We start from the raw sequence: 14,852 nt of genomic DNA, 5'->3' as shown, positions 1-14,852 counted from the left end.
CTATTAGGTCACTGACGCTGAATATAAATAAGTTACTGGATAGTAATGATCGACAGGTCAATACAAAGATATACTTTCATCAATCCCAGCACGGGTCAGATCAATACTCCCAGTAAGTATAGATTATAATCTCTATATCCGAACACGCCCCCAACATCACCCATGCTGGTCCGGCAATTAAGGTCTTTAAGCAGCTTTCTATAGCGCTTACTTGTATATTGCGAGCCTCTGTCGCTGTGAAAAACCAAACTCTTTGGTGGTTGCCGGAGGCGATGAGCCTTTAAAAACGCAAGCTCAACTAAGTCCGTGGTCATGCGTTGTGATGCATACCAACCTACAATTTTGCGACCAAACAAGTCCATAACCACAGCCAAGTGTTGCCAACCTTCGCCAGTTTTCAGATAAGTCACATCACCAGCCCACACCTGGTTAGGCCCTATCGGATTAAAATTCATATTCAACAAATTATCAGCAACTGCATCACTGTGCTTGCGCTTTGTTGTTACTTTATAAGCAATCCGCTGCGTAACGACTAAATCTAATCGCTTCATCAAGTTAATGACGCGATGGCGAGTTATTTTAAAGCCTTCTTTGCGCAGTTTTTTCCCAAGTTCACGGCTTCCCAAACTCTCTCGACTCGCTCTGAATAGCACTTTGGCTCTGCGATGCATGTTAAGTGTTTCTGCACTTATTATTATCACGGGGCGTCTGCGCCAAGCATAGTAGGCTGATTTACTTACTCGCATCACTTTGCACGACATAGCAACTGGGTACTGTTTACCTAAACTTGCTATGAATGAATACTGTACTTCATTTCCTTTGCAAAAAAAGCTGATGAGGATTCAAGTCATCAAAGCAACAGTTATACTAAAATACTGATTTGCATGAGGACATTGAATGAAACGGTTAAAGCGTACATTTACCACAGACGAGAGAAACCTTGTTTTTGACTTATGGAAAGACGGCGCTGGATTCAGCGATATTGGTCGAGTAATTGAGGCCAAGCCAGGTTCTGTTTTCACCATCTTACGAGAATCAGGCGGTATTAAGCCCAAGCCCAGGCATCGAAATATTACTCACTTATCAGTGAGCGAACGCGAAGAAATACGTGTCGCGTTATCAGCAAAGAAGAGTATTCGGGCAATCGCTAAAATGTTAAATCGGTCTCCGTCTACTATATCTAGAGAAGTTGCTCGCAATCGAGGGCGCAAGTATTATAAGGCTGTAGACGCAGACAATAGGGCTAACCGAATGGCGAAACGTCCGAAGCTTGGCGTGCTACAGCGTTACCCTGAACTAAAGCAAATAGTCATAGATAAACTCGAATTGAAATGGTCACCTGAGCAAATTTCTGGGTGGCTAAGCTTCGAATATTAAAGGCGTAAAAAGATGCAGGTATCCCACGAAACAATTTATAAGTCACTTTATGTGCGGTCAAAAAATATTCTTGATCATTCGCTTTCAGAACATTTGCGCAGAAAGCGTCCTATGCGCCACAGTCGCTTTCATTCGCGTAAGGGTCATAGGGGGTCAATTAATATTGTGAATGGCGTCTCTATTCATGAGCGCTCAAAGCATATTGATAATAGGCGCTCACTTGGACACTGGGAGGGCGACTTAGTATCCGGGTCAAAAAATACACACATTGCTACGCTAGTAGATAGGAAGTCACGTTTCACTATCATTCTCAAACTAGCTGGAAAAGATGCTGGTTCTGTTAACGATGCACTGCTAGCTATATTTAGACAAATGCCATTGGAATATCGAAAGTCTTTGACTTGGGACAGAGGTATGGAATTGGCTAAACATAGCGTTCTTACTAAAGAGTTTGGTATGCCTGTTTACTTCTGTGACCCTCAATGTCCATGGCAGCGAGGCACAAATGAAAACACTAATAGCCTTATTCGACAATACTTCCCCAAAAAAACAGATTTATCTCCTCATAGCCAAGCACGACTAAACGAGGTTGCAACTCAATTAAATGAGCGCCCAAGAAAAACATTGAAATTTAAAACACCATCACACATGATTGAAAAGCGTGTTGCTTTGTTGGCTTGAATCCTCAGAAGCCTTTTTTAATATTTCGCGCTCCATTTCTAAGCGTTTTTTGTCTTTCCTGAGTTGAATGAGTTCAGCTCGTTCATCCGTCGATAACTCATTATCTTCGCTTTGTTGCTTAGATTTCGCAATCCAGTTATAAAGAAACTTATCGGTTATATTTAGTGAAGCGGCAGCCTCAATAACTGAATAACCTTGCTCAGTTACCAGCGCCACTGCTTCTTGCTTAAAATCGTTCGGATATTTCTTTAAAATACGTTTAGTCATTTTGACACCTCAATAATTGAAGTTTATCCTTTATTGAACTGCCCGGCTAATTCAACCACAACATTCGTCTTGTAACTTTTGCAATTGAGACATGAGGCCAATAGGGTAAAGTGATTCATATTGTATAGTAAGCAGCTTTTTCTTTTTATCGCCAATATGCTCAGAAAGCAGAATTCGTTGAAACGGCGTTTTTGCGCTATCGTATTTTTTGATACTTTTGCGCCAATTCGCTCTTTCTTCAGTAATTTCAGCGACGTTTGGGAAAAGTTGACATACATTCTTAGCACTCTACTTGCTCATCATACTTCTGGGAGGCGTGTCGTTTTCTCGGTGCAGTCGTTGTTTCATCAGTATTGAGAAGTCGTATTGCATATTTGCGCTCATATCCAGTGGCAGCAGCAAAGCCGTCCAATACTCGCCCTTTATCAATCCAATCAGCGTTTTCATATCGCTGCCTAACGCTATTCAGCAACTCGCGTCTTGTTGTTAAGCTCATTGTTCCAATCATCAAATATCCCCTACATCGCAATGTACAAGTAGTGTTATATTAGATGAGGCAACGACCTATGGGTAGTGTGGTATTTTGTGAGGCAATGCGCTAATTAACTCGAACCAACTTGGCACTAAACTAAAAAGAACGTATGCTCTAATAACTAGCACGTTTACACTGAATACTTAAACGAAAATGACTTCCAAGGCAACGGGCGTTTTGACATAAGATCCGGATAAAAAATGACTATCAAAATAAAATGAGTAATCTAAGAAAAGGGGCGTTGAGTAGTATATTACTGCTGGGTGAATCTATCTTAAAGAAAATGATTGGTTTGGTCAGTACTCTAATTTTAGCCCGCGTTTTATTGCCCGAAGATTTCGGTATTGTAGCGATTGCAATTTTAATTATTGGTCTTATTGAAATTCTCTCAAATACCGGTTCCCTGCAATATCTCCTCCGTGTTGATGAAATAGACGAAGAAAAAGTAAATACAGCTTTTACTATAGACGTTATTTTTAAAGGCTCTATAGCGACACTTATAGCAGCTTTATCTTTTCTTATTGCTGACTACTATGATGATCCCAGATTGATTAATGTTATATTGTCATTAACATGTGTGTTCATGTTGAGCGGCTTACGAAATCCAGGAGAAGTATTTTTAAGGCGTGAACAAAACTACACAAAGCTTATTAAGATTAGTTTAGTAGCGAAGGTTATATCAGTAATAGTAGCAATTTTTTCTGCATTAACTTTGCAGAACTATTGGGCTTTAATATTTGGCCAAGCTACGAATGCTGTTTTGATGCTAGTGGGCTCTTACTTTGTACATCCACATCGTCCAAAGCTGACCTTGAAAAATGCCCGAGAACAGTGGCAGTTTTCAAGCTGGATTATACCGCAATCGATTTTTGGATATATAAGGACTCAATTAGATACATTTATCGTCAGTTCGACTTTTGGAAAGGCTGAGTTGGGTTCTTACCATACTATGAAATATATTGCTTTCATGCCAAGTTCACATATTGTTCTGCCGATTATTCAGCCATTTTTAGTTGAGTTAAGGAAAACTATGCACAATCCAAATGAATTTGCAAAACAATTTAATACTTCCTTTATTATAACAATGCTAATTGCTCTGCCAATTACCTGTACAATGTATTTTCATCATGAAATTGTTACACTCGTTTTGTTGGGTAAGAATTGGCTTGAATATTCTGTCCTTTTAGGTACATTTTCGTTGTTAGTACCCGCTTTTGTTATGCTTAATCAATGCCTTAGAGTATTAATAGTATATGGTAAAACGAAACATATTTTTATGTATGAATGTGTAGCCTTTGTTATTCTTTATTCTTCACTTTTTGCCGTAGGTATTGAAGATTTGTTACTTTTTACATCTGTAAGAGTTGGAATAGAAAATATAATGTGTTTTGTATTTTTAATACTTATTACAGTCAAATACACTAGCATTAAAAACACGCTTTCTTTATTAGCTTCCATAATTCCTTTTTTGCTAGGAGCAGTTTTAGCCGCAATTTCTTCTAGTTATTTTGTGACACTAACTAATTATAGTTTTCTAAAATTACTCATAGCGACAATGTTCACATTTTTAACTTTCTATGGAACAGTATTTGTTTTTCACTTAATCTTTCGCCATCGCTTTCAGGAATGGAAATATCTTGAAACGCTATTACTCAGAACTATTGAACCGATCAAAAAAAGATTGCAACGATGAATAGCATAGTTAAAATAAAACAAATAACACAAATAACACAAATAACACAAAGGTTTGATAGTTAAAATGAAATTATCAGTTTTTGACAAAATCAAGCTTAAATTTTCTAAAAAAAGTAGAGTTCTGGTATTAGGTGACTCACACACTGCCGTATTTCAATGTCCTGAATTCAATCTATTTTTCAAACAACATTATACAACTTATGTGGAAAATGTTGGTGGTGCAACTATCTCAGGTTTGACTAATCCAAATTCGAAGACTAATGCGAAAGATCTGTTCGAGAGAGCATTTAAAGAAATAAAACCACATACTTTGATAACTCAACTAGGTGAAGTTGATACAGGGTTTGTGATTTGGTACCGAGCAGACAAATACGATACCACAGTAGAAGAGATGCTAGAGACTTGCGTTTTGAATTATCAAGAGTTTTTGCGAAATCACAAAGGTTCCGATAATACGATTGTCGTTAGCGCACCTATCCCTACAATAAAAGATGATCAGTCTTGGGGCGAAATTGCTAATTTGAGAAAAGAGATCAAAGCTACCCTGAGAGAGCGGACTGAACTTACATTGCGATTTAATTGTCGGATGAAAAAAGTTTCAGAAGCTCAGGGATGCCACTTTTTGGATTTAGATAACGATTCAATTGGAAAAGATGGTTTGATCTCTGAACAATTATTAAATGACAATCCAAATGATCATCATTACAACCAGTCGATTTATTTAAATTTGTTAATAAAACACTTGAGTAAAATCCTAAAATCCTAAAAATTATAGGTACTGAAAGTCGCTGCTAGGGATATAAGTTTGAAATTTGATCTGTTAAGAAAACTTCCGAAGAAATGTTACCTGCTCGTAAGGTGGTATGATTTTAAATTTACTAGAAACAAAGTCTTTAAGCGATTGCAATTATTGCGACTTCAAGATGATAAACTCTCTGGTGGATATCTCCCATTTGACAACGCAAAAGCTATTTTTGTCCATATTCCTAAATGTGCGGGTATCTCAGTAAATAAGGCGCTTTTTAAAAGTATTGCAGGAGGACACACCCAACTTGACCAATACATAAATGTGTTTCCTCCAAGCAAATTTTTATCTTATTTTAAATTCACGATTGTCAGAAATCCATGGGATAGACTCGTATCCGCTTATACCTTTTTAGCAAAAGGAGGAATGAACGAATTTGACGATGCTTTTTTCAAAGCTGAGCTAGCGTCATTTGGCAGCTTTGAAAACTTTGTAAATGAATGGCTAACGGAAGATAACATTAATAAATATCACCACTTTAAACCCCAGTGGACATATATTATTGATAGGCACAATAAAGTTACAGTTGATTATATTGGATATTTGGAATTGTTAGAAGATGACTTCGATTTTATTGCAGGGAAATTGGGAACAAAAGGTGATTTGAAAAAAGATAACGTTGTAAAGCGTGCTGATTATAGAGACTTCTATGATGAAAAAACGAAAGCTAAAGCAGCAAAAATTTATGCAAAAGATATAGACTTATTGAATTATAGTTTTGATGGCGTTATTGAACCTGTGCGCACAATTCAACTGTAGTTTAGCTAAGGTGTTTTTGGTAAGACAGATAAAACGAACTGTTTAAATGCTAGCAAGCCGGTTTAATGGATGTCGCTAATGCTCTTTTTTGCTTTTTTTTGGGAAAGTATCTAATATTTCGTCCAGCCCAAATGAATTAATAAGATTATTAAGACAAACATCATTACCATTATGTGCCACATTAGTTTGCGCCAATCCAGAGTCATGAGTACCAATCCAGCATACCGTGTTAGTTTTATGAGGTGTCATGACGGTTTTAACTCCATTTATTCGCGACATCCAAAAAAACCAAATATCATCTGCCGTCGGGCATAGCTCCATGAATAAATCTTTTTCAAGCACCTTTTCATTGAAGCAACCAGGTGGATATAGAACCCCTCCAACCCCTGTTGCCATAAGCACATCATTGTTGGTGCCATTCGAGGTTTGAGCCCATTGTTGATAAGGAAATATACAATTGGTATCATATGCCACTTTGTGAGTTCGGTGGGCTATTATTTGACTGCTATCAGTGTAGCATGATGTCAGTTGATGCAACCAGTTTGTTGAGTAATAAGCATCATCATCGGCAATGGCAACAAACGCCTCAGGATGGAAAGTTAGAGTTGGTATCAGTTTTTTATAGGATCTAATGTTTTCACAACATTTTATTTCAAAATCATTATTATTCTTTGATAACAATAGCACTTCGTCGGTGAGGGCTGCAAAATCCGCTTCTGCAACCCAAAGCATTATTTTATCGGGTCTGATCGATTGATTCAATATCGATTTAATTGTAAGGTGAAGTTTTGCAAACCGTGGCGGGTATGATGTAAAACTTACGATGAGCGGAGCTTCTAAGTTATGCATTACTAAAGCTCTTTTTACACGCATACCTCTCGCATAACTTTCATAAATGAATGATTCAAGTAGCCAATAGTATTCTTTTAATGACCTCATATAAAAACCTTTTTAAAACTGGTAACACAGAGAATTCACATTTTAAGAGTTATTTTTGTCATTGGAAGTTTTTCCTTCCGCATCCTATAGAACATTGCTGGTTCTGGCCATATTTCTTAAAAATTAGTGGTAAACCTTAATGTTCTAAACATCTTGTGATTCCCAAGCATAGATTTAGCTAAACGTATACCTATTAATGTCAGCAATTAATCGTTTACTTTGTGCCTGAATAATGAACGCTATGAAGCTCTTAGTTCACCTGCAATACAACAGTTCATAACATCAAGGCACCTTATCCGAATTAACGCTTTAGATAGCTCCCAATTATAAATTCAAATTACTTTAAGTTATCACATACCTATAAGAGAAGGACTAATTAGTTCGCTTCATATAAATTACAGTGTCATATTTACTGCTAAGTGATGATTTTATAGTAACAAGCAAAAGTCTACTGTATTGACTATTTAAGTCCAGTTTTCTTCGAACAAAAAGTTATAAATACTGACAATATTCATAGCTGTTATGCAGCATCAACAATTTTACTCTTTGACCAAATACTGATTATTAGATTTTGCAAAAACAGATAATGAACAATTAGGATTACTTAAGCATTTTAAAAAAAGGAAAATAAAATTATCTGATAGTGTCGGATTCGCTTGTCTTTTCTAACTTATCTAATATTATACTTAATTCGATACGCATATATAACAGCCTTACAAAACGTTTATGGACTGTTACTTCAGTCTAATATTGATCAGCCACGTGGTCGCGCGTAATTTACGAAATGAAAAAGGATTAAAATTTTATGGAATTATTTCTTCATATTGGTAGTCACAAAGCCGGCTCCACTTCGATTCAATCATTCCTAGAGAAGAATAGTAAAACATTGGAGGAATCAGCTTGTGCAGTGCCCGATTTTTTGAATTACAAAAACAATTGGCAGCTAGCTGCTTGGGCTGGATACCCGAAGAATGCACATTACTATACAGATATTTTATGTTCGCACTCAAAGGAAGATTTAAAGATACACGCTGAGCAATTTGGTAAGGTGGTGAAAACCTATCTTGAAGAAAAAAAACGATCGGGTAATATAAATAAGCTTATCATTTCTAGTGAAGCACTTTACTCTCAGTGTTCTTCCCCAGCAGCGATACAAAAAATCGCTGAGTTAACAATGCCCTTCTTTGAAAAAATCACTTTAATTTTTTACTACAGAAAGCAGACTAAGTTAGTTAAAAGTGTTTATGCGCAACTCGTGAAAGGGCCGTCACTAACCACTAGTTCCTATAATGAATTTATTTCAACTATATATGATGATAAAATTTATAATTACTTTGCGACAGTTGATCAATGGGCTCAAGTATTTGGAAACAGAAATATTGAAATAAGTGAAATATCGCGGGAGACTAATTTAACCGGTAAACGCCTTATCGAAGATTTTTTAGAGAAAATAAAAGAACCTAATAAAAGTTATACTTTAACTATTGCTAGTAATACTAAAAATCAGTCGCCTAATTTTCGAACTCTTAATATATTAAGATATATAAACATGTTAGTTAGCAGAAGCCCTTTGGCACTTAACTACAACAGCAAAATAATAAGAATCTCACACTATCTCGCAAAAAAATTGCCGTTCAAAGGGGACTTCACAACTTCTTTTGATGCTGAGATCGAAAAACATTTTGCAGAATCCAATAAAAATCTAATAGAACAAAATTTTACAAATAGTACGATAGTGTCAATTGAGAACAATTTAGAAAAAACATGAGCATTTGCCTATATTTTAGAAAATTGAGCTGCTCGTCATCATATTTAAATATTGTCGTCAGAAAACTTTCCTGTTTTGTAATAGAGTATAAAGCCGCTTATTACCAATGTACTTTACACCATATACCTCTGCCACCACATCTCAAACATCAACATCGACCAAAGCAGCGCACTATGATCCCTCTGTTCATTTTGGTGTTCATTCCAAACCTGACTAACCTGCTGTAAGTCAAATACGGTGCCTAAGCCACTCACTTCATCAATAAGATACCGTTGTGCTATGTCTCTTATTTCAACCCTAAACCAGTGCGCCAATGGCACTGAAAAACCCATTTTCTTTCTATACAAAATATCGTCATTTAAATACGGCTTAAATGCTTCTTTGAGAATGTATTTTTTCTCTTTATTCTTGAATTTCAAGTCCGAGGGTAAGGTCGCGGCAAACTCAATTACTTCCCTGTCTAATATAGGTGCCCTTACCTCAAGTGAGTTCGCCATGCTCATTCTATCAACCTTTACTAAAATACCACCCGCTAGATAGGTTTTCATGTCGGTATACAGTATTTTGCTTAAATGATCAGGGCCATCGGCTTCATTATATTTTTCCAAGGTAAAAGACGATGGATGATAGTTACCGAGTTGTTCCTTTACGTCGTTCGTTGCTAATTTATTCCACGTTTCATCTGTTATGAAGCTGTTGGTAATATAAAAGCCCATTTGTGGGCTGACACTTACGCTCGTTAGCAAGCTTTTTGCTCGTTTACACAGGTCAATATTAACCATACCAAAACCGGTGGCTAAACTCGGGAAAATGGTTTTTCGTATCCAATGCGGAAATTTATTCCTCAACTGGTTTTCAATATGATCGCTTGCGTACTTTTCGTAGCCTGCAAATACTTCATCACCACCATCACCGGCAATGGCAACCGTCACCTCTTTACGTGCTAATTCGGACACAAAAAAAGTAGGTATTAGCGAGGGATCAGCAAAGGGCTCATCAAAAAAACTGACGATGTGTTCAATTGAATCAGCCACATTTTGATGTACCAAAAATTCATGGTGCTCAGTGCCGTATTGTTCGGCCACTGATCTAGCAAACTCAGCTTCGTTGTATTTTTTATTGTCAAATGCAATGGTACAGGTCTTGATGGGTTTATCCGACAGCGTTGACATGGTGGCAACAACGCCACTGGAGTCCACCCCGCCACTTAAAAATGCGCCCAAGGGCACGTCACTGATCATGCGTCTTTTCGTGGTTTGTGTTATCAGATCTTGCAGGATACTGACGTTTTGCTTTTCATCTAATTCGGATTGACGCGCAAAACTTAATTCCCAATATTTTTCGATGGTGATTTCACCCTGCTCAATCACCATGTAGTGAGCAGGAGGAAGCTTGTGAATGTGTTTAAATATGCTTTTTGGATCCGGTATATACTGATAAGCAAAAAAATCGTGAACAGCGTCTAATCGAATTTCTTTTTTAATATCAGGTAGCGCTAAAATAGCTTTAATTTCAGACCCAAACGCGAATTTTTCAAACCTTTGATTGGCATTATTTTGACCTGAAGTTGGTTCTTCTTGATAATAATAGAGTGGCTTTTTACCTAGACGATCTCTTGCGATAAACAGCTTGTTTCGCTTTTTATCCCATAATGCGAAAGCAAACATGCCGTTTAGTTTGTCTAGGCAATCTACACCGTACTTTTCATAGAGTTTAATAATAACTTCAGTATCAGTGCCCGAACGAAAGCTGACTCCGTCTTGCTGTAACTCTTGCCTAAGCTCCAAAAAATTATAAATTTCACCATTAAAGACAATAACCACATTTTCATCATCAGAAAACATGGGTTGATTACCTGCTTCTGATAGATCAAGGATACTTAAACGTCTATGACAAAGACCAACGGTATTATCTAAATACTCGCCATGAGCATCAGGCCCTCGATGAGAAATAGCATTGCCCATTGCAACGAGATCGTTTGTTGTTAACTGTTCATAATTTTTCGTTAAAAACCCAGCAATACCACACATAAATAACCTTAAGACCAATGTATATTTTTGTTTTATAGCCTATTAAGCTATTGCTAACTAGACGTCCTAGGTCATATTCTTATTACCATTGAACAGTATCTATTCAGTATAAACCGCAGCTTGAAGAATAAACGCTAGCAGTGGTTCATGCAATACCGTTGTTTAAGGCCGGTAGCGTAAAACTATAACCGACCTTTAAAAAACAACAAAAATAGGATTCGAGTAAGCACTTAATTTATTCTCCTCAAGTGACTCTCTGACTATTCGCGAGCGCACAAAACACGCACCTTTTTGTTTAACTATTGGCAATAATAACGAGACGCTGCTCTCCTCTGGTGCCAGCAGCGTGCTGCGAACAAGCACTTCATCGTTGCTGCAATTGGTGATCAAATCAAACCTTAGAAAATCATTCTTGTAGTTCTCACTGCGCTTCGCCGTTATATCAACCGACAAAATACGCTTATTTCCCATTAGCTTGAGTGTTCCACCCGGATAAACACGATAACCATCGTCTTTACTTTCCACCGTGAATTGATAGTCACGTAACAGCTTGCCATGATCGGCCCAAAACGAACCGGCCTTGATACCGCTAATCAACCCTGAGTAATCTTTTGTTGGCGCATCGACATGTATTCTAGAAAATTCACAAGGGCCATAATCCATCGCATCATTGTGATAATCGGAGGATGCAATAGCGCCCCATATTTTATGTCCCTCTGCTAGCAGCGTATCCCATGTTCCGCCTACAGTCGCAACAATCGGGTCCCAGCGGTCCGTGGGTAAAATTTGTCCTTCGTAAGACCCTATTTGCGCTTTATTTTGGTGACCAGGCGCACCGGCTATTGCAGTAATGTAGTCTACATCTTGATTCCAAAAAGTAATATCGGCGTAGTTTTCATCTTGTCCTTTATTTTCATCTTTTCTACTTGGATGATTGTAAATCGCAATCGTATTATCTATTGCATTACTTACCCTGTTAATCGCGCTGAGAACGTGCAAGTCGCGCTCTTTCGCAGGCATGGCTGTGGATGTTTGCAAAGCTGACATAACAGCACCTAACGTTTGGCGTTCAAATTCTGGCGTGGTAATAATATTCACATGCTCACGCCCATCATAAGATGGCATGCCTAATTCTATGCCTGCAAAAATTAACATGACCGGATACTTTTTTCTCATTGCCGCAATTTCGCGTAATTTTGCTGACGAAAAGCTTCGCTGATCTTGAGAATGATCAGTAATAGAAAATGCATCACAGCCCCTGATATAAGCTAACTCGGTTAATTCTGCTACCGACTTTTCACCATCTGAATAAGTGGTATGAGCATGATGGTCAAAAATCATTCGATTCGCTTTAGAACCCGCCCAATACACCTGCTCTACCTTCACTTTAGGTGCTGACATGTTAAGCACAAAAGCGATGCTAGCGGCTAGCACAGCGAGTGTTATCAAAGCCAATGAAAACCTCTTTTTAGTCGGTTTTCTCAACTTACTCGGTAGCTGAGCGCCTGCATTTTTTAATTGTTCATTAGCAACCTTGCTCTCATCCTTAGCTAATGAGGCTCGTTTGAACCATGTCATTACGGGTCTTTCAATCAATTTGTATGCGAAATGCGAAACCAGCAGCGTCGCTGCCAGCGTAATAAATAAGTACAGCAACACTTGTTGTGACACATCGATATTGATCGCCTCAAAAGCCTTTAACGTGGTTTTTTGGATAGGATAGTGGAATATGTAAACCCCGTATGAAATAACACCAAGCCACTTCAAGGCGCTTAATTCTAAAAAATAGCGAGCCCATTTCGCTTGCGGGGCAGTGTAGACGATTAATCCTAACAGCACCGGCACAAACGGGAAGTTATAGCGACCAAAATCCAACTGCAACGACTCATCTAACGCTGTTGCTAATATTGCAAATACAAGGCCCACACTTACCCAAAATACGACCTCTGCCCATTTGGACGTATTCTGCTTATAAAAACTGGCTGCAAACAGACCAATTAAAAAATGCGGTAAATGAGCAAACAGAGAGTAAATAAGTGATTGCCCCGCAGCTGACTCTACCGAAACACCGAAAGGCCAAATTAACGGTATACTGATGGGCCACTCATTATGAATAGCCATTTGCCCCATAAAGTACCGATAACATAGGTAGATAACCGGAATAAGCAAAAAGCAAAGTACTTGAGCTTTACGCAAGCCAAGTTTAAACAACAAGACGAAAAACAATGGCAGTAAAAGGTAAAACTGAAATTCCACCGCCAATGTCCAAAACGGCGGGTTTACACTCATCACCTGATAGTCTTTTAAGTTATGTAAAAAGAACAAGTGCGAGATTATGTTATTGAAGTTTACATCAGAACCTTGAAAGCCTTTGATAGCCAATAGGCCAAACAAACACAGATAGTAAAGAGGAATAATTCGGGCCGCGCGATTAATAAAGTAATGTTTAATATTAGGAAATTGATTACTTTTAAATGAATGCCAAAAAGGCATTGATAACAAAAAGCCGCTTAATACAAAAAATAGTGCAACACCTGTGTTGCCATTGATCATCCAGCGTTCAAAATCAATAAACAGAAATACACCGCCGATCCCTGTGAACTGCTGAAAATGAACAATAAATACCGCCAAGGCAGCGATAGCTCTAAGTCCATCTAAGCCAAAGATATAAGGCGCGCTTATCATATTGTGGATATTTTTAGGTGACGTTAAAAGCACGTTATTATCCTTGCCCGCTGACTGGCTTTGAAGAGGCAGAAGCTCATTAATACCCGACTTCAATTTCAAGCATTGATGGATAATAAAAGCCACCATGATAACAATGAAAAAATCAGTACTATCAGGCACTGAATTAGTAAAGAATATTTGTAAAAACTCGGATAACAATACGATTGCAGCGCAAATAGCGACCCCAAACAGCAAACGGCGTTTAGCTAAATAAAATAGCCATACTACCCCTCCATAAAAAACCATTTTTTTAGTAAAGGCGATAATATTGATGAGCAAGTTACCGTCCATCGAGGCAGAAAAAGGTAACCATTTAAATGTGCCTACCTGCTCTCTTAATTCAAAAGGATAGAGACCATTACCAAGAATAGTGATAAGCAACAACATAGCCAGTTGTTGTGCATTAATTCGTTGCGAAAATACCTTCCAAATAAGCAAAGAAAGAATACCTCCAGCTAACGAAGATAGGTTGATATTGCTAGATATTATTAGGAACTTGGACGTTAAAATAAGCATAACTAATAAACTGAGCTTATTAATGCGGGTCCAATTTGGGAAAGCTATTTTTAGCAGATAAAAAGTAACTAGCCAAAAAACGGTATTTTCAAATGTCCAATACCAACCAATAGAAGGTGAATTAAGCAGTAGCTTTATATTTGCTTTGAGTACATCAAAATCAATTGACGGGGCAAAGGGAGCCAGTTCTAGTGCGATTATAATAAAAGCGATAAAAAAGGAGATCTGTTGGTGGCTATGGCTCACTTTAAATGTTTTCAGAAAGTCCAAACGAAGTGATGCATATAGGAAAGCGCCAATAGCGTAACCAATCATATTCCATATTGCATCGCCGCCCCATGGCTGGCGGTCTTCAGTGAAAAGCTGCAGTGCTTGAATTGAATATGCGAACAAAAATGTCATTAATGAGAGCAGTAAAAGTTGCCCTGCTGAGTTATATTTTGGGAAGGCGGCTCGTAAAAAAACACCGAATGGCACGAATAGAACAATATTAGCAATTAAATCAGTTAGGTGTGTTTTTGTGATATCGAAATTAAAAAGGGCTGTGATAGCCTGTTCTGTGAGCGCGGATTGTGTAAAATTGAATGGATACAGTGAACCATAAACAATTAATATGGAAATAAAAAAGAAAATTGATTTCATAGTTAATATTAAACAGTCATTGGTGCATTAAGGCAGTAGCATGTGAACTAATATACCAAATGCACTAATTTGTGCCATCACAAAACCCAAGTAAATAATCATTTGAATAAAGCT

At 37.7% G+C, this 14,852-nt stretch carries 9 protein-coding genes and 2 pseudogenes; 5 read left to right on the top strand and 6 right to left on the bottom strand.

All coding sequences use genetic code 11. The features are described from left to right. Positions 1-149 precede the first annotated feature (149 nt). Positions 150-824 (bottom strand): annotated as a pseudogene (locus G399_RS20705) (IS3 family transposase); the annotation flags it as partial. Between the two features lie 73 nt (positions 825-897). On the opposite strand from G399_RS20705, the pseudogene G399_RS20700 reads away from it, so the two are divergent. Next, positions 898-2,058 (top strand): annotated as a pseudogene (locus tag G399_RS20700) (IS30 family transposase). Here the strand turns inward: G399_RS20700 and G399_RS0112985 are convergent. Together G399_RS0112985 and G399_RS0112980 are read right to left on the bottom strand one after the other, a co-directional pair. Further along, complete coding sequence (locus tag G399_RS0112985; RefSeq protein ID WP_006013118.1) at positions 2,020-2,325, bottom strand: transposase; 306 nt, start codon at positions 2,323-2,325, stop codon at positions 2,020-2,022. The pseudogene G399_RS20700 and the gene G399_RS0112985 sit on opposite strands and share 39 nt — an antisense overlap. A 280-nt stretch (positions 2,326-2,605) precedes the next feature. After that, entirely contained in the window at positions 2,606-2,833 is a 228-nt protein-coding gene (locus tag G399_RS0112980; RefSeq protein WP_006013116.1) for a hypothetical protein, read from the bottom strand. A 265-nt stretch (positions 2,834-3,098) separates the two neighbouring features. Between G399_RS0112980 and G399_RS0112975 the strand changes: the two genes are divergently transcribed. From G399_RS0112975 to G399_RS20690, 3 genes are all read left to right on the top strand, one after another. Beyond that, positions 3,099-4,550 (top strand): oligosaccharide flippase family protein, encoded by a 1,452-nt coding sequence (locus G399_RS0112975; RefSeq protein WP_244877402.1) that lies wholly within the window; start codon positions 3,099-3,101, stop codon positions 4,548-4,550. Between the two features lie 66 nt (positions 4,551-4,616). Beyond that, on the top strand, positions 4,617-5,318 hold the full coding sequence (locus G399_RS0112970; protein WP_006013113.1) for an SGNH/GDSL hydrolase family protein: 702 nt from the start codon (positions 4,617-4,619) through the stop codon (positions 5,316-5,318). A 39-nt stretch (positions 5,319-5,357) separates the two neighbouring features. Continuing rightward, a complete protein-coding gene (locus G399_RS20690; protein ID WP_051288553.1) occupies positions 5,358-6,116 on the top strand; it encodes a sulfotransferase family 2 domain-containing protein in 759 nt (252 codons plus the stop codon). 75 nt (positions 6,117-6,191) lie between these two features. On the opposite strand, the gene G399_RS20685 is transcribed toward G399_RS20690, so the two are convergent. Then, positions 6,192-7,055 (bottom strand): hypothetical protein, encoded by an 864-nt coding sequence (locus G399_RS20685; protein ID WP_006013109.1) that lies wholly within the window; start codon positions 7,053-7,055, stop codon positions 6,192-6,194. A gap of 805 nt (positions 7,056-7,860) precedes the next feature. Here G399_RS20685 and G399_RS0112955 point away from each other — a divergent pair. After that, positions 7,861-8,823, top strand: coding sequence for a hypothetical protein (locus tag G399_RS0112955; protein WP_006013107.1), 963 nt, complete (start codon positions 7,861-7,863; stop codon positions 8,821-8,823). A gap of 113 nt (positions 8,824-8,936) precedes the next feature. Here the strand turns inward: G399_RS0112955 and asnB are convergent, their stop codons facing one another. Both asnB and G399_RS0112945 read right to left on the bottom strand, forming a co-directional pair. Beyond that, positions 8,937-10,853: an asparagine synthase (glutamine-hydrolyzing) gene (gene asnB, locus G399_RS0112950; RefSeq protein ID WP_006013104.1), complete on the bottom strand. Its 1,917-nt coding sequence runs from the start codon at positions 10,851-10,853 to the stop codon at positions 8,937-8,939. Positions 10,854-11,048: 195 nt separating this feature from the next. Continuing rightward, entirely contained in the window at positions 11,049-14,738 is a 3,690-nt protein-coding gene (locus tag G399_RS0112945; protein ID WP_006013101.1) for an acyltransferase family protein, read from the bottom strand. Positions 14,739-14,852: the final 114 nt, after the last annotated feature.

This window comes from Brumicola pallidula DSM 14239 = ACAM 615, assembly GCF_000428905.1.
Classification (GTDB): Bacteria; Pseudomonadota; Gammaproteobacteria; order Enterobacterales; family Alteromonadaceae; genus Glaciecola; species Glaciecola pallidula.
The sequence above is the reverse complement of the archived record's forward strand: the minus strand, read 5'-3'. Positions and strand labels throughout refer to the sequence as shown.